The sequence below is a fragment of the Longibaculum muris genome (assembly GCF_004343035.1).
In the GTDB taxonomy this organism is placed as follows: domain Bacteria; phylum Bacillota_I; class Bacilli_A; order Erysipelotrichales; family Coprobacillaceae; genus Longibaculum; species Longibaculum muris.
Window position 1 is genome coordinate 32,966 of record NZ_SMCQ01000001.1, and the last position, 23,203, is coordinate 56,168.

The window sequence follows — 23,203 nt, forward strand, 5'->3', positions numbered from 1 at the left end:
TTTTTCGTGTATAACAGTAGAAGTTATGCATCTATCTTTAAGGAGGATAAATATGTTCAAGAGTATAAAATATGTATTACATGAGAATGTTACCAACTTGTTTAGGATTTATTCTATTGCAAAATATGAATTATTAGCAGATATGCGTGATTCTAAATTAGGGTTGTTTTGGAACTTTGCTCATCCTTTAATTCAAGTTCTCACATATTGGTTTGCTTTTGGTATTGTTTTCAATCGAAAAGCGGTAACTTCTTATGGTGTGACAATTCCATATATCTTTTGGATGATGGGTGGTATGGTTGTTTGGTTCTTCATATCTCCATGTATTACAAATGGATGTAATGCTGTTTTTTCTAAAGTTAATGTCATTACAAAGATGAAATTTCCAGTCAGTATTTTACCTGCAACAGTTGTATTAAAGGAATTATTTAATCATTTTTGTTTGTTGGTTATTTTATTTTGTATCTTTTTAATTGGTGGAATTTATCCAAATATTCATTGGTTTGGAATATTCTATTATATGCTTTGTGCGATTATTTTTGCTATTTCTCTTTCAATGACAACATCAGTTTTAAATATGCTTGCTAGAGATACAAGAAAATTAGTTTTAGCTTGTATGAGATTACTTTTGTATTTAACACCGATTTTATGGGATATTAAACAATTAAAACATATGCCTGCAGTTGTTGGTTATATTATGAAGGCAAATCCTATTTATTATGTTGTTCAAGGATATAGAGATTGTTTCTTTTATCATAAAGGGATTTTGTTCTATCATAATTCTATGATTGCATTTTGGATCATTACAATTATATTATTTGTATTTGGTAGTTGCATGATGTACAAATTTAAACATAAGTTTATTGACTTGATTTAAGAGGTGGAAAAATGGAAAAAGAATATGCGATTGAATTTAGACATGTCTCTAAGATTTATTCTCTTAAGTCTAAAAATAAGGAACATGCTATTAATAAGAGATTTTATGCTTTAAAAGATATTAATTTTAAAATTCCTAAAGGTGAGGTTGTTGGTATATTAGGGACAAATGGTTCTGGGAAGTCAACAATGTCAATTATTTTAGCTGGAATTAGTGAAGTTGATGAGGGTGAAATGATTGTTAATGGTGAACAAGCATTAATAGCAATTAATACTGGGTTGAATCCACAATTAACAGGATTAGAAAATATTGAGTTAAAAGGTGCATTATTAGGTTTATCTAAGAAAAGAATTAAAGAAATTACAGAAGGTGTTATTGAATTTGCTGAAATTGGGGATTTCTTATATCAACCAGTTAAAAAATATTCAAGTGGGATGAAATCAAGATTAGGTTTCTCTATAAATCTTTGCTTAGATCCAGATATTTTAATTGTTGATGAAGCTTTATCAGTTGGAGATAAAGGTTTTGCACAAAAATGTATCAATAAGATGAAAGAGTTAAAAGCAACAGGAAAAACAATTGTTTTTATTTCTCACTCATTACCACAAGTTAGAGGTTTTTGTGATACAGCAATGTGGATTGAAGGTGGCATGTTAAAAGAATATGGAAATATTGAAGAAGTATGCGATCATTATGCAGAGTATGTTGATTACTATAATGCATTAGATAACAAGGCTAAGAAAAAGGAAAGAGATGAAAAATTCAACAAGAGAATTATTCCTAATGTAAAGAAAAAAGGTTTTTTTGATAGAATATTTGGTTGATGAGAGAGGAAGAACTCAATGAAAAAAGTGATTACCTATGGAACATTTGATTTATTTCATGTGGGACATTTGAATATTTTAAAGAGAGCTAAGGAACTTGGCGATTATCTGGTTGTAGCAGTGTCTAGTGATGCTTTTAATGCCATAAAGGGGAAAAAATGCATTATACCAGATTACGAAAGAATGGAAATTGTAAGAGCTATTAAATATGTAGATGAAGTGATTGTAGAAGATTCTTGGGATCAAAAGATTGATGATGTTAAGAAACATAACATTGATATATTCGTTATGGGAGATGATTGGGAAGGTAAATTTGACTTCTTAAAAGATTATTGTGAAGTTGTTTATTTACCAAGAACTCCAAATATTTCTTCAACTATGATTAAGACTCAGTTAAAATAAATATCTGTTTGTCAATACAGAGCTAAATAGAGGTGACTAAAATGAAGAAAGTTATTACTTATGGAACATTTGATTTGTTTCATTTAGGACATTATAATATTTTAAAAAGAGCAAAAGAGTATGGTGATTACTTAATTGTTGGTGTAACAAGTGAAAGTTATGATATTGAAAGAGGAAAATTATCAGTTAAAGATAGTTTGACAACGCGAATTCAAAATGTTATGAACACTGGTTTTGCTGATGAAGTTATTATTGAAGAATATTTAGGTCAAAAGATTAGAGATATTATTAAATATGATATTGATGTTATTGTTATTGGAGCAGATTGGAAAGGAAAATTTGATCATCTTAGACAATATTGTGAAGTTGTTTATTTAGAGCGAACGAAAAATATTTCAAGCACTCAAATTAGGGAAGAAAAAAGTAATATTTATAATTTTGGTGTGATTACTGATACTCTTGATGATAGAGACTTGCTTGATGAAATTAAATATGTCAGTGGATTGCATGTTGAAAGTGTTTTTGCTAATGATGCATCAATTTCTGAAGAATTCTGTGAAAAATATCAAATTAATAAACATTTTACACAATGTGATGAATTTTTAGATAGTGTAGACATTGTATTAATCAATTTAGATGTAGAAGATCGATATTCATATATTAAGAAAAGTCTTGAAAAAGGGAAACATGTCATCTCTGCTTCACCTATTGCACTTTCTGTAGATGAACATAAAGAGTTGTTTGAGATTGCTGAAAAAAATAAAGTCATCTTAATGGAAAATATTGTAACTGTATATTTAAGAGCTTTTATGCAAATCCTATGGATGGCTAATGGTGATACTTTAGGAAAGATTTTAAATGTAAAATGTGCTATTTCATTAGAAAACTTTGAACCACAAAAATCTTTTTATGAAGCCTTGGTATTAGGAGTTGTCATGATTATTAAGTTATTGGGTCAAGATTCTGAATGTGTACATGTAACACATTATCAAAATGATGCTCATTATCTTCATGTATTATTTAAAAATCAAGATTCAATTGGAACAATTGAAATTACGAATAATATTGAATTGAAAAATGAATTGGTTATTGTTGGAGAAAAAGGAACAATTGTTGTTGAAGATGATTGGTGGAATACGGGATATTTTGAGTTTAAGAAAATATCTAAGAAATTTGATAAAAGATATAGTTATAATTTTGATGGAAATGGGTTTAGATATGTGTTACAAGAATTATTGATTATGTTAAGTGATAATCGTATTGAAAGTACACGTTTCTTTAAAGATGAATCTGAAATTTTAATTCAATTATTAGAGAAAATGAATATTAAAGGTTTAGATGATTAAACAATTATAGATAAACTAGGAAGTCAATGGTGATTATCTTCCTAGTTTATTTTCTTAGAGCCGTTATTTTTTAAGGATATCATCGCTTATATCTTGAGTAATATTAGTAGAATATAGTATAATATTGGTGATATTTGGCTATAAAAATAATGCTTTTATGAGAAATTGACAAATATCAATGATAGGTATATAATCAAGTGAAAATTGTGTAAGAAAAGAGTGAGCAAAATGTTAATTGAATGCAAAGAAAATGAGAAAAGTAAGATTTTAGATTATATTGGAAAGGATTATGGAAAATGTTTGTATATCTTTATTGATTTATGCAAATATGGTTTGGATAATGAAAACTTTAATGCATGGATTCAATATAATGATAAATCTGAAATAATCGCTGTTGTTACTGAATACTATAAAGGAATTCAGATTTATAGCAAAGATGTTAATCTTGATGCAAAGGAAATTGCTGAGTTTGTTTTACGTAAAAATCCTCCTGTAACATTAGGAATGAAAGAAACAATTGATAAAGTTAGAGAATATATGCCAGGATATGAAGAAGAACTTGGAACAGTTGGACAATTAAAACAATTACAAGTGTCACCAAATCCTAAGGCTTATTCTGCAAGTGTTGAAGAATTAAAAGAAATTGTTGAAATTTTAGCAGAGGATGAAGGAATTGGTAAACCATATGGTTTTGATTCTTTATATCAACAATATAAAGAAAGAAAAGAAGAAAACTTTGGTCGAAACTTTATATTGCGTGATGAAGAAACAAATGAAATTGTTTGTCATGCAGGAACTTATGCAGAGCTTCCAGAATTAGCTGTTATTGGCGGTGTTATTACATCTCCAAAGTATCGTGGAAAAGGATACTCAAAAGAGACATTAGCAGCAATTTGTGAGGAATTATTACATGAAGGAAAAGATGTTTTTTCTTTCTACTATATTCCTTCTGCAACAAAAATGCATCAAGGTGTAGGTTTTGAAAAAATTGGCGATTGGGCTAAATTAATTAAATAAATGGAAGGTGAAGATGATGAGAAGAATGAGAGAAGGAGAACCAATGATTAATTTTACTGTTGGTCCTGTACAGTCAAGTCAAACTGTATTAAATATTGGAGCAGAGCAAGTTCCATACTTTAGAACAAATGAGTTTTCTGAAATTATGTTAGAAAATGAAGCATTAATGAAAAAATTTACAAATGCTAAAGAAGATGCAAGAGTTGTTTTTATGACTGGGTCTGGAACTGCATCTATGGAAGCTTCAATTGTTAATTTCTTTGATGAAAGAGATAAGATACTTGTTATTAATGGTGGTAGTTTTGGCCAAAGATTTGTAGATTTATGTGAACTTTATCAATTAAATTATACACAAATCAAATTAGAAGTTGGTCAAGCTTTGACATCAGAACAATTAGCTCAATATGATAATCAAGGATTTACAGGATTTTTAGTTAATATTCATGAAACATCAACAGGTGTTCATTATGATATTGATATAATCAGTGAGTTCTGTCAAAAAAATAACATTTTCTTAGTTGTAGATGCAATTAGTTCATTTTTAGCAGATAAAATTGATATTAGTGGATCAAAAATTGATGTGATGATTACAGGGTCTCAAAAGGCATTAGCATGTCCTCCAGGGGTATCTGTGATTGTTCTTTCAAAAAAAGCTGTTGATAGATTAGAAGATTATCCATCAAAATGTATGTATTTAAATCTAAAATCTGCACTAAAAAACGGTGAAAGAGGACAAACACCTTTCACTCCAGCAGTAGGAATATTACGTCAAATTCATGCTCGTTTAAAAGAAATTGAGGCTAATGGTGGAGTAGATGTAGAAATTGCTCGGGTAAAAGAGTTGGCAGAAGATTTTAGAAATAAAATTAAAGATTTACCTTTTGAAATTACTTCTGAATCTATGTCAAATGCTGTAACACCTTTACATCCAACAACATGTTCAGCATATGAAATCTTTTTGACATTAAAAGATGAATATGGTATTTGGGTATGTCCAAATGGTGGAGAACTTGCTGATAAAATTATGCGTGTTGGACACATTGGTGCCTTAAGTTGTAAAGATAATGATATCTTAATTGCAGCTTTAAAGGATTTACAAAGTAGAGGAATTATTTAAAAGTAAGGATATTTTAGGAAGATATTAAGCTTCAAGAGGAGGAAAAAAAGTGGATCAGTTGCAAGCAAATTTATATAAACTTTTGGCTGAACTTGATGAAATATGTAAAAGAAATGATGTTACATATTATTTAGCTGGTGGAACAGCATTAGGTGCTATAAGAGGTGGAGGATTTTTACCTTGGGATGATGATATAGATTTATATATCACAAGAGAAAACTGGAATAAATTAGTGAAGGTTATGGAGACACAAACACCAGAGAATAGAGTTTTTGTTTGTGTTGAAAATGATGATATTTATTGTAATCCAGTAGGAAGATATGTTGATAAAGAAACAACTGTCATGATGAAATCTCAATTATTGTGTGGGAAAGCTTGTGGACAATTAATAGAGTTTTTTGTTATGGATCCTATGCCTTTAGGGGAAGATGCTAAATGGAATCATAGAAAATTAGTGAAAGTTTATACTGAACTTCTTTCTCCTTATTTTGTTGTTAATAGAAATATCTTGCATGAGAATACAGAGTTTGATTTTGATTTATACAACAAATATTATAAAAAGAGTTTAATTTTTGGTAAGAAAAAAGTCCTTAATGAATTATTAGAAAAAATTACATCAACTACAACTGAGAATAGTGATTGCTATTGTATGCGATGGGGAACAAGAACACTAATGTATGGCATTGATTTATTGGGTGAACCTCGTATGGAAAAATTTGAGGATGCTATGTTTCCAGTTCCAGCCAAGCAAGAAGAAGTTGCACGAATTGCATATGGTGATAGTTGGATGTATGTGCCAGAGGGATCTGGTAAAGTAGTCCATAACTTAGATAAAGATTTAATGACACCATTTCAACAATATGTTGATTTGTATAAGCCTTTGTTGAATGAAACAAAATTAATGAGAAATTATAAAAAGAATAAAAGAATTCGTGCAAAAGCACTCTATAAGAAAAATGAGTTTAAATATAATTTTGCTTGTTCGCGAGCTAAGATTGCTGCCAAACATATTGTGGAAAGTGATTATGATATTAATGTTTTAAGAGAGTTATTAAAAAATAAAGCTTTTGCTCAACTACAAAAACATTTAAGCTATTTCTATTCAGTTCAATTTAATCCAGATATTAAGGTTGATAACATTTTAGTTCCAGTATCTGATGAATATATTTATATTGCAGTCATGAATCACGTATTACAAGGTGCTTATTATAAAGTGAACAGTATTATGAGTGCAAGAAAAAATATAAATAAACCTTTAACAGATGAATTACAAGAAGCAGATCGTATTATGCAATTTTGTAAACAACTTTCAATTGCAATTTATGATAAAAAAGATATTCAATTAGTTGAAAATATTTTACAAGAAAATACTCAATATTCACACATGATTCCTGATTATGCTCGTGGTGAACTATGGGTAATGTGTCAAAAAGCAAATACAAATGCTGACTATGAAAAGCTTCTTAAAGAAGCTAAAGATAGAGTGGCTTTATTTGTGGATGATGGTGAAATCATGAGATATGAAGCTTATGCGCTTTATATGTTAGACAAAAAAGATGAGTCAAAAGAAAAATATATAGATGCTATTCAAAGAACAAGAAATGGATTTGTTTGGAAAGAAGTCAATGATTTATTTGGAATTGATGCTTATGATGTCATTGATAATCAAGAAGATGATGATGAAAATGAAGATGTAGAGGATACGAAGAATGATGATTAATACAGGATATAACAGTAGAAAAGAAGTCGTCACTGATTTACTTTTTGAGTTAGATGATATATGTAGAAAGAATAATTTGAAATATACTCTTACGGGTACATTTGCAAATACAGTGGCAGAAGAAGGAAAATTTCCAGATGAATATGACTATATAACAATCGCAATGACTCAAGGTGATATTGAAAGATTAATTGAAATTGTCAATACCTCAGAAAACAAACATAGGGAAATTGAATATTTCTTAAATAATCCGTATGCGAGAGGTTTTCAAATTAGATATTGTAATAATGATACAACTCTTATTAATGTGAAAGAAATTGGAAATCATGTGAACTATGGTATGTTTATTAGAATCCAAACAGTTTGGAAAGTGCCAGATAGTCGCTGGAGAGCTAAATTTGTATCAACTTTAAAACAAGGTTGGAAAGGTAGCCAGAAAAGATTAGCTTCTTGTAATTATAAACGCTATATTCCTGCGGTTATTTTAAAGTGTATTGTTAAATTATTAGGTAAAAATAATGTGCGTCGATGGCTTTATAATTACAATAAAAAGTTAAAATTTATAAATAGATGGGAAGATATACCACAAAATGAAAAATTAAGTATTGGTAAAGGTATTTTTTCAGGTGAAGATGATTGGAATTTAAAAGATTTAACAATTGATGGACATCACTTATATGTTGCTGATGCTTTATTACATAGAATTGTTGATCCTCATCCAACACATGCTACAGTAAAAATAAATGATATTGAAGATTTATGTATGCCTTTTAAAGATATCCTAAATAGTGATATTATGAAAGATTTATATACAACACAAAAATCACGTGATCAGTATTTATTTATTGTAACACGTGCTAATAAAGCAGTAAAAGTTGTTAATAATGCATGGCAAACATATTTGATGACAAGAGATGTTATTCGTTTTAAAGATCTTTATAATGATGAGAAATTATTAGAAATTGAAAATTTAATTAATGAAGATAATGCAATTTCTTGTGAAGAAGAATTATTAGAATATAGATCAGCAAAAAGTAAATGGAGAAAACTTAATATTTCGTTTATTGAAAATGCTAAGGTTGAAAGATTAATAGCTAAAGCTGATAAGAAGTTTAATAATGAAATAAATTCATAAGTATGCATATTTGAGATAGTGATTTACAAAGGTGGTTATTTTTGTAGCCATCTTTTTTTAAGGAAAGAAATAAATATGTTTTAAAATGCATTTTGATACACAGAAGTTACACAAGATTATTATATAATAATTAAGGTTCGAAAAAGTGAGTATTAGGAGGTAGTATATGAAGATGAGGAAGAAAAGAATTTTATTAACAGGTATATTAGCTGTTGCTATTGTTTTAGTGGCATATTTTGCAATTTTTTATTCACCAAGTGGTTCTACAAAAGGAAGTCCGGAGATTTCTTTGATTGAATCTACTGATCAATATGTGAAAATTCAATGGAAAAATTCAAAGAATGCGAAAGAATACAATATTTATCGCAAAGAAGATGATGGTGATTTTAAGAAAATTGTGACTTTAGATGGTAAAAATACTGAGTATATAGATAAAGATGTTTTAGTAGATAATACATACACATATCAAATAGAAGAAGTATTGGCACACAAGACATCAAAAAGTGATGAAAGAAAAATTTCTCTTAAAAAGATAGATGCACCTGAATTATTATCTGTAAAACGTTATTCTACTAAAGACAATAAAGAGGCTGTTGAATTGAATTGGAGTTCGCATGATGGATATGATTATTCGGTTTTTAGAAAAGAAGCTGATGGAAAGTATCAAGTTATTGCAAATGTAACTGCAAATTCTAATAAATCAAGTTATATTGATTCAAAAATTGAGAATACAAAAGATTATACGTATACAATAAGAAGAAAACAAAAGGATAGTAATAATGTTTATCAATATGGTAAATTTGATGAAAAAGGTATTACAACATTGTCTGGAAAGCCAGAAGTTAAAGGTGATTTTACAAATTTAAAAGCAACAATTTCATGGTCAAAAGTTAATGGAGCTAATAATTATATTATTTATAGAAAACAAGGATTAACTGGAAGCTATAAACAAATTGCTAAAGTGAGTGGAAATAAAACTCAATATGTTGATGTTTATAATAAGAGTTTAAAAACTGAAAATGAAAAGAAAATTTTAGGTGCTGGATACTTTGTTGATCCATCAATTAATGATTTGGTTTATACAGTAAGAGCTTATAAAAATACAAATGATAAAGAAAGTTTCAGTAATTATTCAAAAGATGGTGTATTTAATATTTGTGCACCAAGTATTGTTAATGTTGAAAATACAAAAGACAATTCAACAAAAGTTGAATGGGGAACTGTAAAAAATGCAAATCAATACTATGTTTATAGTGGTTATGATGATGCTCAAGGTAAACGTCATTGGGAAAAATTAAAAACTGTAGATGCTAAAAATAGTGTTGTGCAATCAATTACCGTGAAACCAAAGAAAGAACATCAATATTTTACAGTGAAAGCATCTTTTAATAGAGATGGAAATAATTTATATAGTGATTATGATAAGAATTATCGTATTAATGATCGAAAATACGAAAATAAGAATGTCTTATTCTTTGGAGATAGTATTACATTTGGTTCACCTTATAAAGGAAAAGCAACAAGAACAGTATTCTCATATCCATGGAGAGTACATCAACTTACAAATGTCAAATTCTATAACCCATCTATTCCAGGATCAACATACACATATAAAGAAAAAAATAATCGTTCTCGTATGGTACAAATTGCTGATTGTTTAGATAAAGGAAAGAATGTTGAAAAAAATGATTTAACAAAACCAGAAGATATGTATGTTTATAAAACTGATTTTGTGGACAATCAAATTAAAGGTAAGAAATTTAAAGATTTTGATGTTGTAATTATGGCTGCAGGAACAAATGATTATTTAGATAATAATCCATTTGGAAGTATCCATAGTACAAATATTCGTGAATTTAATGGTGCTATTAATAAAGTGATGAGTTATGTAAAAAAAGCAAATGTTGAAAGAAATAAAGAAGGTAAAAAGGCCATTAAAATTGTTTTCGTTGATTTATTCTATAGTGATAGAACAAATAATTATGCACAAAAAACAAATCGTTTTGTAACGAAGAATAAAATTGGTTTAACTTTAACTGATTATCAAAATGATATTAATGCATTAGTGAAAAAATACAAACAAGAAGGTTTAGATGTTTATCAATTTGCTACTGATGATTTAATTAATCAAAAAAATTGTCCATATGTAGCTTCTGATAACTTACATATGACAAGATATGCTTATGGACAAATTGGTAATAAACTTTCAGATTATCTAATTAAAAATAAAATTATTTAATGAATGAGAAGATTGATCACTTTAGTGACCAATCTTTTTCATAAAAGACTTGAATATTTTAGGTAAAGGTGGCATAATCGAAAACTGAGGTGGAAGTAATGAAAATATTGAGAAAATTTAAAAAGTTAGCAGGTCAAATTATTAAAATCCTTTATAGATTAGTTTATAGACTTATTAGAGTTGATGATAAATTAGTGATTTTTATTTCATTTCATGGTAGAGGATATTCAGATAATCCAAGAGCTATTTATGAACAAATGAAAAAAGATGAAAGATTTAAAGATTATCGTTTTATTTGGTTTATTAAAAACCATGAGAAAAAGAATATTAAAATAGCTGGTGCTGAAATAAAAGAGTATTTTAGTATTCCTTATTTTTATTATTTATCAAAAGCAAAATATTGGGTTATCAATTGTAAGATGCCTGATTATATTTGTAAGAAGCCAAGCCAAATTTATTTACAAACATGGCATGGGACACCTTTAAAACGTTTAGGACATGATATTATTGCGCCTAAAGATGCAACATTCTACCGTTCAGGTATGACTTACAAACAAATGTGTGCAACATATGATATTGATGTTGCTAGATATAATTATATGATTTCTCCTAATAAATTTTGTACAGAGGTTTTCCAAACAGCATTTGGAATTGATCGCCAACGTCTCATAGAAACAGGTTATCCGAGAAATGATTTTATTACTAATGCAAATGAAGAAGATATAAAAAAACTTAAACAAAAATTTGATTTACCATTGGATAAAAAAATTGTTTTATATGCACCTACATGGCGTGATAATTCTTATGTTGCAGCGGGTTATACATTTGAATTAAAAGCAGATTTTCATCAATGGAAAGAGATATTAGGTGATGACTACATTGTTATTTTTAAACCACATTATTTGATTATTAATAATTATGCTAATGATCATTCTTTAGATGGCTTTTTATATTCTATAAGTGCTGATGCTGAAATTAATGAATTGTATGTATTAAGTGATATTTTAATTACTGATTATTCAAGTGTTTTCTTTGATTATGCAGTGTTAAATAGACCAGTGTATTTCTATATGTATGATTTAGAGGAATACAAAGATGAATTAAGAGGTTTTTACTTAGATATTCATACTGAATTACCTGGGAAAGTTTATGAAGATGAAGAAACTATGTTAAAAGATGTTAAAAATGAGATTTATGATTATTCATATTTGAAAATTTTTAATGAGCGATTTAATTCAGAACAAACTGGAAATTGTGCTCAAAAAGTTATTGATATTGTTTTTCAAGGAAAATAAAATCAGTCCTATTGGTGAAATAGGACTTTTTAGGTTTCATAATTTTTCAAAAAGTGATAGAATAGAATTTATATTAAGGAGTTAGTTATGGGAATTCAAAAGACAATTTTAAATTTTATTTTAACTATAGAATCTTTTTTTCTTTCTTTTTTTAAAATTAAAAAAGAAAGAATCACCTTTATATCTTTAGAATCAGAAAAATTAGAATTAGATTTTAAAAAGATATATGATGAATTGAATCAAGAAGAATTTGATGTTCGATTATGTTTAATTAAATATCATAAAGATTTATGGGGACAATTTTTATATTTTATAAATTGTATGAAACAATTATATTATATATATACATCACGTATTATTATATTACATGATAATAATTATGTTGTTTCACATTTTAAAAGAGAAGGTGTTGTTGTTCTTCAAGTTTGGCATGCTTGTGGAGCTATTAAAAAGTTTGGAAATGTTATTGATAGACAATATCCAATAGCAAACTATGATTATGTACTAGCAACTTCATCTTATTGGAAAGAACCATATAGTCAAGCTTTTAGTGTAAAAAGCGAAAATGTTTTACCAATTGGTATGCCTAGAACTGATGAACTTTTTAATAACAATTGGTTAGAAGAAAAACATAAAGATTTATATTTTAGATATCCACAATTAAAAGATAAGAAGATTATTTTATATGCTCCAACATTTAGAGGTAATATCTATAAAGGCTTTTCAGCAATTGAATTTGATGCACTTAAAATATTAGAACAATTAGATTCACAATATGTTATTCTATATAAATATCACCCATTAATGGGGAATTATCAATTACCTGATCATCCACGCATTATCAATATGAATCATGAAGATACCCATGCTTTATTTAGTATCACTGATTATTTAATATCGGATTATTCATCAATTGTGTTTGATTATATGATTTTAAAGAAACCATTGATTTTCTTTACACCAGATTTAGAAGAATATAGTCAAAGTTTAGGGGTTTTTGTTAATTTGGAAAATTTGGGGTATCCTATATGTTATAGTGAAGAAGAAATTGTATCATCTATTTGTCAATATCAAGTATCTCAAAAACAAATGGAAGATATGAAAGATTTGTTTTTTACATATCAAGATGGTGAAAGTACTACACGTGTTATTCGTTTTATGAGGGGGATTATTCATGAAGAAAATTAGTATTAAATTTTGAGTTTTTTAATATGCATTTCTACTACTGTTTTATTTAATGTACAGAATGTCCATGCAGTTAGTGGATTGAAAGTTCATTATATTGATGTAGGTAGCGGAGATGCTATTTATTTGGAATGTGATGGTGTCAATATGTTGATTGATGGCGGATATATTAGTCAATCTGATCGTAAAGAAGATGAAGCATCAAGAGGTGTATTAGAGCATCTTGTACACAATGATTTACAAAATACAGTGAATGAAAATGATGCAGATTTTATATCACAGCTACGAGTGATTTTAAAAGAAAATGATAATAGTGATGTAACAAAGTATTTAGATTCATTAGGTGTTAAACATATAAATTATATTGTTTCAACACATCCACACTATGATCATATAGGTGGTTTGTTACATGTTATTAATAAATATACATATGATCATATCTATTATAATGGACATGACTATACAACAAGATATTATAGATATTTTAAAATGTTAGCAGAAGATAATGTAAGTTCTGGAAAAGTAAGAGCGGCCTTACAAATTCCTCAACAAAATGATACATTTCAATTAGGAAGTGCAAAAGTAACTGTGTTAAGTGATCAAACAATTGATTATACAATGGCTAATGGTACAGCGATAAATAATGGTTCAATTGTTTTAAGAGTAGATTATAATAAACGTTCATTTCTTTTTACTGGTGATGTTCAATATGCGGCACAAAAGAAAATAATTGAAACAAAAGGAAGTTCTATTTCTAATATTGATGTCTTAAAAGTTCCTCATCATGGTCATACCAATAGTGTGTATGGGAATACTGGTCACTCAGAAAATTATGAATTATTTGCTAAAGTAAATCCAGTTATTAGTATTGTACAATGTGGGATTCGTAATACTTCTGTTAGTTTGCCAACTAATAGAGTTTTAAAAGATTTATCAATGAGTGATGTTTATACAACTAAGAATCAAGGAAATATAGTTATAGAATGTGATGGAAATTATATTAATGTTAAAATAAAGAATGAAATTGTTCATGGATTTGTAAAAGGTGATATTAATGGTGATGGTAAAATTACACCATCAGATTATGTTATGGCTAGAAGACAAATTCTAGGAACGTTATCGTTAAAAGGAAATGGACGTGTAACTGCAGATATTAATGGTGATGGTAAAATATCTCCATCTGATTATGTATTAATTCGTCGTCATATTTTAGGAACATATCATATTCAATAGGGGGAAATTATAAATGAAAATGTTAAAGAAGTTTGAAATGATTGTTATGACAATATGCTTATGTCTAACATTACAATTAAAAATGGTAGGTGCTGCTGGAGTAAGTGTTTCTGCAAGTTCATCTAGTATTACCATAGGTTCATCATTTAAAGTTAGAATTACTGCAAGTGATTGTTATACAACAATTTCAACATCAACTAATAATGGTTCAATTAGTGGTGCACCCAAAGATATAGATAGTGGGTCAGCAAGTTTTACAGTAAAACCATCAAAGGTAGGTACCTGTACAGTCACAATAAGCGGAACATATGCTGCTTACTCAGGGAATACAAAAGATATTAGTTTTTCAAAAACTGTTACTGTTACGGTTAAAGATAAGGCATCAAAACCACAACCAACTACACAAACAACTACAACAGAAAAGCCAAAAGAAGATACACGTTCAAAAGAAAATGCTTTATCTTCATTAAGTGTCAATGAAGGGACTATATCTCCAAAGTTTAGTGCAAATACAACAAAATATACAGTAAATTTAGAAGGTAATAAAACAAAGATAAAAATTGATGCCAAGGCAAAAGATTCAAAAGCAAAAGTTTCTGGAACTGGAGAAAAAAATTTAAAAGTTGGAAAAAATACTTTTGTAGTAAAATGTACAGCTGAAAATGGAAGTACAAGAAATTATACAATCATTGTTAATGTTGATGAAAAACCACTCGTTTATACAGAATATGGAAAACAAAAATTAGGTGTGGTTAGAAATTTAGAAGGAGTAAATATTCCTGCTGGTTTTGAAAAATCTACGACTCAATTAGATGGTCAAAAGATTGATGCTTGGACAAATAAAAACTTAAATCTAACAATTAGCTATTTAGTAGATGAACAAAATAAAAAGGCTTATTATGTTGTTGAAAATGGGAAAATTGCTTATGAATATCAAATTGTAGATATTGATGATCGTCATTTTGTAATTGTACCAATTGATAATAAGTTAAAAGAACGTGAAGGTTTTCAATTCCAAAAAGTACAAGTTAGAGAAATTGAACTTGATGGATGGACATATCAAGATAAAGCTATGAAAAATTATGTACAAGTTTATTTAATGAATGAAAAAGGCGAAAAACATATTTATGATTATGAATCTACAGAAGCTCAATTACAAATTTATACAGAAGCAACAAAAGAAGAAAAAGGAATAGATGTTTTTATGGTAACAACTATTGTATTTGGTTTAACAAGTGTTGCTTTATTAGGATTATCAATTTATTTGAAGAAAAAAACTAATTCTTAACAGAAATATAATGATTTATAAAAGTCAGTAGAAATGCTGACTTTTATCATATTTATAATTTTATTTCATATGTTTTATTAAAAGCATAGGAGGGAAATTATGAATAGGGGAGAAATTTATTATGCAGATCTATCTCCAGTTGTAGGAAGTGAACAAGGGGGATATAGACCAGTTCTTATCTTACAAAATAACAAAGGGAATAAATATTCAACAACAGTGATTGTGGCACCTATATCATCACGTATGACAAAAAATGATTTACCAACACATGTTATTATTGAAACAGAATTTTTAGAAAAGAAATCAGTTATTTTATTAGAACAAATTAGAACAATTGATAAAAAAAGAATAGATGAAAAGTTAGGAAGTTTATCACAAAATTTAATGGAGAAAGTTAATTTAGCAATAAAAACAAGTTTAGACATAAGATAGTAGATATGTTATAATAATTGAAATTAAGGAGTGAAATGAATGAAATTATCAAGTATTAAAAATCGAGCAAATGAAATTTTATTAACAAATAAATCTGAATATATTCGTATTTTGACGATTATATTATTAGTTGGTTTAATTCCAAGTCTATTTTCTGGGAATAGTAATTTTCTAGCGATATTAGTTTATTACGCAATGATTATTATATTTTTACCATTTCATCATGGTTATATTGTTAGCTCATTGAAAATGGTAAGAAATCAATCACAGGCATTAAGTGACGATGATGCTTTTGTTGGATTTAAAAGATTTAAAGAACTATTTGCTACATATTTCTTATCAAATGTTATTGTATGGGCAATCTCGGCTGCTGCAGGAATGATTTTGGTTCTTTTATTAAGTTTTACAATTATAAATGCTGCAAGGTATATTGTGGATGCTGCAGTTAATCAAAGCAATGCAGCTGCATTAGCTCTTGCTGCTATTCAGCATACACCTTCATTAATTATTTTTATAGGGTTATTTTTAGTGTTGGTTGCTATTGCTATAGTGATTGTATCATCTTATTTATTTGCGATGCCATACTTATTAGAACAGTATCATATGAGTGCGACACAATCATTAAAAGAGTCTATTCAATTTATGAAAGGTCATGTTTGGGAACTGATTAAATTACAATTATCTTTCTTAGGATGGATGATTTTAATTATTGTCATTCAATCAATTCTTATTAATTTGCTTGCATTTATTCCAGTAATTGGATCCTTAATCGCATCTATTTTAGGTGGATTAGCGGCTATTTATACGTATTTACCACGTTATCATTTATCACAGGCAATCTTCTTTGAAGAAATTGCTTACTATCGTTATGAAAATAACACATATCAATCAAATACTGGAGAGAATACAAATGTTTAATCAATATTTTTCAAGAAAAATCTCACTACAAATCAAGTGGATGTTTCTACTCATTATCGTACCATTATATTTTTATTGTAGTTCAGTTATTGGAACAGCTATACTTAAGTTTTTAGTTATACAATTTTCTTTTCAATGGGATTATATAACGCTTAATACTTATTTAAATTTCCTAGTTGATAGTGTTATGTTAATTCTTGTTGGTTGGATTATGAAAGATACAATGATTGAGCAATGGAAGGATTTTAAAAAGAATCTCAAGGATAATGTTATTTATGGAGCATTAATTGGAACAGCACTTATTTATGTAGTAGGCATTCTAGGTGGTATGATTACTCTTATGCTAGGTGGTTCATCAAATAGTGAAAATCAACAAATGATTGAAACTATTATGAATGTTCATCCCTTACTCATGGCGATTACAACAATATTTTTTGCACCAATCTTAGAGGAAATGATATTTAGAGGAATTGTTTTTGGCTGGTTATATGAATTAAGTCCTAAATTTGCACATTTTATATCTGCTTTCATCTTTGGTTTTATACATGTTATGATGGCTATTTTATCGGGAAATATTTCAGAATGGGTACAAATCTTTTCTTATTTCTTTATGGGATTTGTATTAAGTTATTTATATGAAAAAAAGAACAATATCTATGTTCCGATTCTAGCACATATGAGTAATAATTTTATTTCAGTTATATTAATGATGATTTAAAAAGATTAGCAAAGTGATGAGCTAATCTTTTTTATTGATGGTCTAATGTTCTTATATAAACATGATATTTATATGAATTAATTAAAAAATAAAAAAACCGAAAATATTGATTAAATCAATCCTTTTCGGTATCTTTTCATTGGTCTCCCCTCACGGGCTCGAACCGTGGACCCTCTGATTAAGAGTCAGATGCTCTGCCAACTGAGCTAAGGAGAGTTCGTCAACGAATATATAATACACTAAACTTACAAAAAAATCAAGTGATTTTAAATGGAATATTGCAATAAAGTTTGTTATAATATGAGACAGGGGTGGTGGAAATATGTATAGACAGTCAATTAATCATATTAAGCTCGCTATAATTCCATTAGATGGGACTGTATTTGATTTAAATAGATTTCGTTATAATTATTATCATCATTTATGTGATCATAAAAAGATACCATTTGGTGTTCAAGATTTTTATCCACATTTATCAAGCATGTATGATATGTATAAAGATCTTCCATTAACGAATAAATTAGATGCTGGTCCTTTAAATTCAAAAATAGAAAGAGAACTTTCTCAATACTTAAATTATAAAGGAATAGAGCCTAAAGAAGGCTTCCTTGAGCTTTTAGAATATCTCCACCAAAAAGAAATACCAATTGCGATAATATCCACTCATCGTACTAAAGATGCAGCTCAATATTTAAAACTAGCAAAAATATATCATAAAGTTCATTTTATTATTGGAAGTGATGCTGTAAGTAGTCCACTTCCTTCAACTGATATTTTAGAGACAACGCTTAATCATTTTCATGTAAAAAATAATGAAGTTTTATTAATTTCATCTTTTGCTGCTTTAAATGAAGCAGCCTCTAAAATGCGATTTAATATTATTTATTGTGAAGATTTAGTTGAAGCAGATACATATGAAAAAGAAACATCTTATAAGATAGTTCATAATCTTTTTGAAGTATTAAATACATTGTTATTTGATCAATATGATGAGGCTGAAATCTATTCACCAATCTTGGGAATGAGTTCTGATATGACGTCTGAGGAACTAACACAGGTCAAGGATGAATTAAAGGAAAAGTATCATGATGATCAACAAATAGTAGATCTTGTCAATCAAACTTATGCTTATCATATTTCCCAACTTAATGAACAAAGTATTAAAGACGGAAGTGTTCTTTTAAATCAAACACCTATGAGAAAAAGATTTCATTTTGATGATGAAACACAAGAAATATCAAAATCTGAATTGTTTTCTTTAACTGATGAAGAAGAAATACAAGAAGAAATGAGTAATGAGGTTGTTGAAAAAAAGGCCGAAGAAATTCATATATCTCCATTAGATAAAGAGGAAGAAATAGAATTGACTGAACTTTTACAACAGATTAATTTTTCTTCATCTCAAAAAGATGAATCTCAACCAATTCTTGAAGTTGCTAAACAAAGTGAACAAATTGAAGAAATTATAGAAAATAATGAAGAAGAAAAATCTTCACCAGTGTTTGAAGTCTTTTTAAATATTATTTATATATTTGCTATTTCATTTTTAGTTTTATTTGCAGGAATTATTGTCTATATTACATTTATCCATCAATTTGAAATGGATCAAGGTATTTTTCACACTATCCATGTTGTTTTTCAAGCTTATCATTCATTTGTTAATATGATTTTTGAAGGTATATTGGATTTTCTACATACATTTATAAGTTTTATTCCAAGTTATCAACAATATAGTCAATCAAATACAATGTTATCAATTGATGGTGTTTTGTTATTAAATTTATTTATCTTTCAAACAATTATTATTGCTATTATAAAAGGTATTGTTCATATGATCAAAAGGAGTTTAGATGATGAAAGCCTTCCTGAATAAAATAAAAGAATATGATGTCCGTTTTGCTTTTTCTATGACTCAATATTACCATCATCGCTTTTTTAATGATTTGATGATGTTTATCAGCTCATGTGGTGATTTTGGCATGAGTTGGTTAATTGTTATCTTAATTACAAATATGATTGATGAGACGCGTTCTATGTCGATTCATATGCTTATAGCACTTATTGCAGCAACAATTATTGGTCAGGTAACAATTAAGTCTATTGTACGAAGAAAACGTCCTTGTCATCAATATCCTGATGTAAAAATATTAATTCCTATACCTAGTGATTTATCATTTCCTTCAGGACATACAACATCTTCTTTTGCATGTTGTACAGTGATGATGTTTTTTAATCCTATGTTAGGGATTATTGGCTTTATCTATGCGATACTGACAGCTTTTTCAAGATTATATCTTTTTGTTCATTATTTAAGTGATGTTATTTTTGGAATGATATTGGGGACGGTTATTGGAATTGTTGTATGCTGTTTATAATAATTTAAAAAAATTTTAAAAATGTATTGAAATTAAAAAAAATATATGCTATTATATTTAGGCAACTGATGGAGACATACTCAAGAGGCTGAAGAGGCGCCCCTGCTAAGGGTGTAGGTCGGGAAACTGGCGCGAGGGTTCAAATCCCTCTGTCTCCGCCATAGTGTTGCCCTTGGCAGTTTATATATATTGGTCTGGTAGTTCAGTTGGTTAGAATGCCGCCCTGTCACGGCGGAGGTCGCGGGTTCGAGTCCCGTCCAGACCGCCAATATATAAAATAGAGTTATCCTAGTGGATAACTTTTTTTGTTTCTATCAAAAAAGTCCTTTGTGAAAAACAAAGGGCTTTATTTGTTTTGTTGAACTGCATACATAATCGCAATCACTGTTTTGGCATCAACAATTTCACCAGATAGAACTTTCTGATAAGCTTCATGAAGATCCATCTTCACAACATCAATAAATTCATCATCATCACAATCAAGTGAATCATCAACTTCTTTAAAATCAACCGCTTCATACAAATATAACCATTCACTTGTATATCCTGGTGAAGGAAGAACTTTCATAATAAATTTCATGTCTTGAGCACGGCAATTTGTTTCTTCTTCTAATTCACGAAATGCACATTCTTTGGTATCTTCATCTTTTTCTAGTTTTCCAGCAGGAATTTCTAATGTGTTAACACGATTAGGATATCTAAATTGTTTAACTAGTAAAATTTGATGATTTTCCACTGCAAGAACACAAACACCACCATGATGATAGACAACTTCTCTAAAAGCATGATTTCCATCTTCTAATTCAACTTCTTCACGAGTGACCTGCATAATTTTTCCATCATAAATCACTTCTCTATTTAATTCTTTTTCCATTTTTTCAACTCCTTGTCTTTATTATAGCACAAAAAAAGAAAAGAAAGTACGCGGGGGAGCATACTTTCTTATTCTCTCTATTATTTACACGTTAGGGTGATAATAGGGGGGGTACGATTAAGTGAATACCACTTAACAACTTTATTATATCAAAATTTCACACATTGTAAAGGCTTTCAGATAAAAATGGTATATTTTTTAATGAAATTTCGTTATAATAAGAGGCGGTGATGAAAATGAAAAAAATAGTCATAGATGAAAATCATGCTAATCAAAGAATAGATAAATATTTAAAAAAGTTATTATGTCAGGCTCCTTCACAATTGATTTATAAAATGCTTAGAAAAAAAGATGTTAAAGTCAATGGTGTGAAGGTCAAAGAAAATTATATTTTACAAAATCAAGATGTTGTGGAACTTTTTTTGTATGAAGATAAATTTCAAGAGTATACAAAACCTCAAACAATTTTTGATTTAAAAATAGAATTTGAAGTCTTATTTGAAGATGAAAATATTTTAGTAGTTGGTAAACCAGCTGGACTTTTGGTTCATGAAGATATAAATGAAGGAATGAATACATTAGCAAATCAAGTTTTAACATATCTTTATCAAAAAGGGGAATATGATTCTCAAGCTTCTTTAGGTTTTACTCCTGGACCTGTTCATCGATTAGATCGAAATACGAGTGGCATTGTGATATTTGGTAAAACTATGCGAGCTTTACAAGATTTAAATGAAATGATGAAAAAAAGACATTGTATAGAAAAAACATATTTAACAATTTGCAAAGGATATATGCCTTCAGATGAATTGATTGGTTATATGAAAAAAGATAGTGATCAGTCACTTGCTAGAATTGTTAGTCAAAATACTCCTGGGGCTCTTAAGATGCATACTATTGTTGAAAATGTTAAATCAAATCAAGAATACTCATTATTAAAAGTTAAACTGATTACTGGAAGAACGCATCAAATACGTATTCATTTATCCAGTGTGCATCATCCTATTATTGGAGATAGTAAATATGGAGATTTTGAATTGAATAAAAAAATAAAAAAACAATATCATCTGAATTATCAATTTCTTCATGCTTATCAAATTCAATTTGTTAAACCAATTGGTTGTTTAAAATATCTACAAGATTATAAAATCACTTGTCCTTTACCACAAAATTTATTAAAAATAAAAAAACAAATCTTTAATGAAAAATGACCTATGAAAATGGCTGTTTTTATTGTATAATAATCTTAACATAAGGGAGGAAAACATAAATGAAATACTATATAGGAATTGATTTAGGCGGAACAAATGTTCGTACTTTATTAGTTGATGAAACTGGTAAATCTTATAGTGAAGTGAAGGATGCAACAGAAAGAGATAATGGTCCTGATTATGTTTGTTCAAAAATTATCCGTCAAATTGAAAGCTTAGATTGCTCAGTTTGTGGTGGATTAGAAAATGTACAAGGAATTGGAATTGGTGTACCAGGACCAGTTGATACTGAACATGGAGTTATGATCATGGCTACAAATTTACCTGGTTTTGAAAACTATCCAATTTGTGAAAAATTATCTAGCCGTTTCAATTTACCAGTTTTTATTGATAATGATGCGAATGTTGCTGGACTCGCTGAAGCCTTACTTGGGGCTGGTAAAGGGAAACCAACTTGTTATTATGTGACAATTTCAACAGGAATTGGTGGAGCATTTATTGTCAATGGTCAACTTGTTTCTGGTGGTAGAGGTCATGCTGGTGAAATTGGAAATATCATTGTGAAAAACAATGGTTATAAATTTGGTGGTTTAAACCCTGGTGCTGTTGAAGGTGAAGCTAGTGGGACAGCAATTACTCGTAAAGGAAAAGAAATCTTAGGTGAAGATAAAGTTGCACATGCTGGTGATGTCTTTAGATTAGCTGATGAAGGAGACATTAAAGCTCAAGGTATTGTTGATGAATGTATTAGTGAACTTGCAACAATGTTTGCGAATATTGCTCATACTGTTGATCCACATTGCTTTATCATCGGTGGTGGAGTTATGAAATCTAAGAGATATTTCTATGACAAATTAGTTGAACAATTTAATTCTAAGATTCATGTTGGTATGAGAGGATATATCCCATTGCTTGAAACTGAATTAGAAGATTGTGGGGCAATTGGTGCAGCTATGCTTCCAATGTCTAAATTAAAATAATGCTGATAAAAAGATTT

At 28.6% G+C, this 23,203-nt stretch carries 21 protein-coding genes and 3 tRNA genes; 22 read left to right on the forward strand and 2 right to left on the reverse strand.

Annotated elements, in window-relative coordinates:
* The first annotated feature begins 52 nt into the window (after nt 1-52).
* From EDD60_RS00170 to EDD60_RS00245, 16 genes are all read left to right on the forward strand, one after another.
* Nucleotides 53-877, forward strand: a complete 825-nt coding sequence (locus EDD60_RS00170; RefSeq protein WP_066448594.1) for an ABC transporter permease — start codon at nt 53-55, stop codon at nt 875-877.
* Nucleotides 878-888: 11 nt separating this feature from the next.
* Entirely contained in the window at nt 889-1,701 is an 813-nt protein-coding gene (locus tag EDD60_RS00175) for an ABC transporter ATP-binding protein (RefSeq protein WP_066448591.1), read from the forward strand.
* An 18-nt stretch (nt 1,702-1,719) separates the two neighbouring features.
* Nucleotides 1,720-2,103, forward strand: a complete 384-nt coding sequence (tagD, locus tag EDD60_RS00180; RefSeq protein WP_066448589.1) for a glycerol-3-phosphate cytidylyltransferase — start codon at nt 1,720-1,722, stop codon at nt 2,101-2,103.
* A 41-nt stretch (nt 2,104-2,144) separates the two neighbouring features.
* Complete coding sequence (locus EDD60_RS00185; protein WP_066448587.1) at nt 2,145-3,449, forward strand: Gfo/Idh/MocA family oxidoreductase; 1,305 nt, start codon at nt 2,145-2,147, stop codon at nt 3,447-3,449.
* A 228-nt stretch (nt 3,450-3,677) separates the two neighbouring features.
* A complete protein-coding gene (locus tag EDD60_RS00190; protein ID WP_066448585.1) occupies nt 3,678-4,466 on the forward strand; it encodes a GNAT family N-acetyltransferase in 789 nt (262 codons plus the stop codon).
* Between the two features lie 16 nt (nt 4,467-4,482).
* Complete coding sequence (locus EDD60_RS00195) at nt 4,483-5,583, forward strand: pyridoxal-phosphate-dependent aminotransferase family protein (protein WP_229105335.1); 1,101 nt, start codon at nt 4,483-4,485, stop codon at nt 5,581-5,583.
* Nucleotides 5,584-5,632: 49 nt separating this feature from the next.
* Nucleotides 5,633-7,303: a LicD family protein gene (locus tag EDD60_RS00200; protein WP_066448584.1), complete on the forward strand. Its 1,671-nt coding sequence runs from the start codon at nt 5,633-5,635 to the stop codon at nt 7,301-7,303.
* The gene (locus EDD60_RS00205) at nt 7,293-8,438 is read left to right on the forward strand and encodes a LicD family protein (protein WP_066448581.1); all 1,146 of its coding nucleotides are present in this window, start codon (nt 7,293-7,295) and stop codon (nt 8,436-8,438) included. The genes EDD60_RS00200 and EDD60_RS00205 overlap by 11 nt, the downstream gene beginning before the upstream one ends.
* A 166-nt stretch (nt 8,439-8,604) precedes the next feature.
* On the forward strand, nt 8,605-10,677 hold the full coding sequence (locus EDD60_RS00210) for an SGNH/GDSL hydrolase family protein (protein ID WP_066448578.1): 2,073 nt from the start codon (nt 8,605-8,607) through the stop codon (nt 10,675-10,677).
* Between the two features lie 98 nt (nt 10,678-10,775).
* Nucleotides 10,776-11,972 (forward strand): CDP-glycerol glycerophosphotransferase family protein, encoded by a 1,197-nt coding sequence (locus tag EDD60_RS00215; protein ID WP_066448576.1) that lies wholly within the window; start codon nt 10,776-10,778, stop codon nt 11,970-11,972.
* Between the two features lie 87 nt (nt 11,973-12,059).
* Nucleotides 12,060-13,160, forward strand: a complete 1,101-nt coding sequence (locus EDD60_RS00220) for a CDP-glycerol glycerophosphotransferase family protein (protein WP_066448573.1) — start codon at nt 12,060-12,062, stop codon at nt 13,158-13,160.
* Nucleotides 13,161-13,169: 9 nt separating this feature from the next.
* Nucleotides 13,170-14,390, forward strand: coding sequence for a dockerin type I domain-containing protein (locus tag EDD60_RS00225; RefSeq protein WP_132226101.1), 1,221 nt, complete (start codon nt 13,170-13,172; stop codon nt 14,388-14,390).
* Between the two features lie 13 nt (nt 14,391-14,403).
* Nucleotides 14,404-15,678: a cadherin-like beta sandwich domain-containing protein gene (locus tag EDD60_RS00230; RefSeq protein WP_132226102.1), complete on the forward strand. Its 1,275-nt coding sequence runs from the start codon at nt 14,404-14,406 to the stop codon at nt 15,676-15,678.
* 99 nt (nt 15,679-15,777) lie between these two features.
* Nucleotides 15,778-16,110, forward strand: a complete 333-nt coding sequence (locus EDD60_RS00235) for a type II toxin-antitoxin system PemK/MazF family toxin (RefSeq protein ID WP_066448567.1) — start codon at nt 15,778-15,780, stop codon at nt 16,108-16,110.
* Nucleotides 16,111-16,149: 39 nt separating this feature from the next.
* Complete coding sequence (locus tag EDD60_RS00240) at nt 16,150-17,028, forward strand: DUF975 family protein (RefSeq protein ID WP_066448564.1); 879 nt, start codon at nt 16,150-16,152, stop codon at nt 17,026-17,028.
* Nucleotides 17,021-17,746, forward strand: a complete 726-nt coding sequence (locus EDD60_RS00245) for a CPBP family intramembrane glutamic endopeptidase (protein WP_066448557.1) — start codon at nt 17,021-17,023, stop codon at nt 17,744-17,746. Before EDD60_RS00240 ends, EDD60_RS00245 begins: the two co-directional genes overlap by 8 nt.
* A gap of 140 nt (nt 17,747-17,886) precedes the next feature.
* Here the strand turns inward: EDD60_RS00245 and EDD60_RS00250 are convergent.
* A tRNA-Lys gene (locus EDD60_RS00250) sits at nt 17,887-17,962 on the reverse strand.
* Between the two features lie 106 nt (nt 17,963-18,068).
* On the opposite strand from EDD60_RS00250, the gene EDD60_RS00255 reads away from it, so the two are divergent.
* The 4 genes from EDD60_RS00255 to EDD60_RS00270 all read left to right on the forward strand — a co-directional run bounded on the left by EDD60_RS00255 (nt 18,069) and on the right by EDD60_RS00270 (nt 20,389).
* Nucleotides 18,069-19,619, forward strand: coding sequence for an HAD hydrolase-like protein (locus tag EDD60_RS00255; protein WP_066448555.1), 1,551 nt, complete (start codon nt 18,069-18,071; stop codon nt 19,617-19,619).
* Nucleotides 19,600-20,121: a phosphatase PAP2 family protein gene (locus EDD60_RS00260; protein WP_066448553.1), complete on the forward strand. Its 522-nt coding sequence runs from the start codon at nt 19,600-19,602 to the stop codon at nt 20,119-20,121. The genes EDD60_RS00255 and EDD60_RS00260 overlap by 20 nt, the downstream gene beginning before the upstream one ends.
* A 70-nt stretch (nt 20,122-20,191) precedes the next feature.
* Nucleotides 20,192-20,282 (forward strand) — tRNA-Ser (locus EDD60_RS00265).
* A 30-nt stretch (nt 20,283-20,312) separates the two neighbouring features.
* Nucleotides 20,313-20,389: transfer RNA gene (locus EDD60_RS00270), tRNA-Asp, on the forward strand.
* A 78-nt stretch (nt 20,390-20,467) separates the two neighbouring features.
* Here EDD60_RS00270 and EDD60_RS00275 read toward each other — a convergent pair.
* A complete protein-coding gene (locus tag EDD60_RS00275) occupies nt 20,468-20,995 on the reverse strand; it encodes an NUDIX hydrolase (RefSeq protein ID WP_066448550.1) in 528 nt (175 codons plus the stop codon).
* A 236-nt stretch (nt 20,996-21,231) separates the two neighbouring features.
* On the opposite strand from EDD60_RS00275, the gene EDD60_RS00280 reads away from it, so the two are divergent.
* Both EDD60_RS00280 and EDD60_RS00285 read left to right on the forward strand, forming a co-directional pair.
* Nucleotides 21,232-22,206, forward strand: coding sequence for an RluA family pseudouridine synthase (locus EDD60_RS00280; RefSeq protein ID WP_066448640.1), 975 nt, complete (start codon nt 21,232-21,234; stop codon nt 22,204-22,206).
* Between the two features lie 59 nt (nt 22,207-22,265).
* Nucleotides 22,266-23,186 (forward strand): ROK family protein, encoded by a 921-nt coding sequence (locus tag EDD60_RS00285; RefSeq protein WP_066448549.1) that lies wholly within the window; start codon nt 22,266-22,268, stop codon nt 23,184-23,186.
* Nucleotides 23,187-23,203 lie beyond the last annotated feature (17 nt).

Coding starts and splice junctions, on each gene's coding strand:
- EDD60_RS00210 (WP_066448578.1), top strand. CDS start 8,605: ATGAAGATGAGGAAGAAAAGAATTTTATTAACAGGTATATTAGCTGTT.
- EDD60_RS00285 (WP_066448549.1), top strand. CDS start 22,266: ATGAAATACTATATAGGAATTGATTTAGGCGGAACAAATGTTCGTACT.
- EDD60_RS00190 (WP_066448585.1), top strand. CDS start 3,678: ATGTTAATTGAATGCAAAGAAAATGAGAAAAGTAAGATTTTAGATTAT.
- EDD60_RS00170 (WP_066448594.1), top strand. CDS start 53: ATGTTCAAGAGTATAAAATATGTATTACATGAGAATGTTACCAACTTG.
- EDD60_RS00280 (WP_066448640.1), top strand. CDS start 21,232: ATGAAAAAAATAGTCATAGATGAAAATCATGCTAATCAAAGAATAGAT.
- EDD60_RS00175 (WP_066448591.1), top strand. CDS start 889: ATGGAAAAAGAATATGCGATTGAATTTAGACATGTCTCTAAGATTTAT.
- EDD60_RS00230 (WP_132226102.1), top strand. CDS start 14,404: ATGAAAATGTTAAAGAAGTTTGAAATGATTGTTATGACAATATGCTTA.
- EDD60_RS00260 (WP_066448553.1), top strand. CDS start 19,600: ATGAAAGCCTTCCTGAATAAAATAAAAGAATATGATGTCCGTTTTGCT.
- EDD60_RS00240 (WP_066448564.1), top strand. CDS start 16,150: ATGAAATTATCAAGTATTAAAAATCGAGCAAATGAAATTTTATTAACA.
- EDD60_RS00255 (WP_066448555.1), top strand. CDS start 18,069: ATGTATAGACAGTCAATTAATCATATTAAGCTCGCTATAATTCCATTA.
- EDD60_RS00185 (WP_066448587.1), top strand. CDS start 2,145: ATGAAGAAAGTTATTACTTATGGAACATTTGATTTGTTTCATTTAGGA.
- EDD60_RS00195 (WP_229105335.1), top strand. CDS start 4,483: ATGAGAAGAATGAGAGAAGGAGAACCAATGATTAATTTTACTGTTGGT.
- EDD60_RS00275 (WP_066448550.1), bottom strand. CDS start 20,995: ATGGAAAAAGAATTAAATAGAGAAGTGATTTATGATGGAAAAATTATG.
- EDD60_RS00215 (WP_066448576.1), top strand. CDS start 10,776: ATGAAAATATTGAGAAAATTTAAAAAGTTAGCAGGTCAAATTATTAAA.
- tagD (WP_066448589.1), top strand. CDS start 1,720: ATGAAAAAAGTGATTACCTATGGAACATTTGATTTATTTCATGTGGGA.
- EDD60_RS00245 (WP_066448557.1), top strand. CDS start 17,021: ATGTTTAATCAATATTTTTCAAGAAAAATCTCACTACAAATCAAGTGG.
- EDD60_RS00220 (WP_066448573.1), top strand. CDS start 12,060: ATGGGAATTCAAAAGACAATTTTAAATTTTATTTTAACTATAGAATCT.
- EDD60_RS00235 (WP_066448567.1), top strand. CDS start 15,778: ATGAATAGGGGAGAAATTTATTATGCAGATCTATCTCCAGTTGTAGGA.
- EDD60_RS00205 (WP_066448581.1), top strand. CDS start 7,293: ATGATGATTAATACAGGATATAACAGTAGAAAAGAAGTCGTCACTGAT.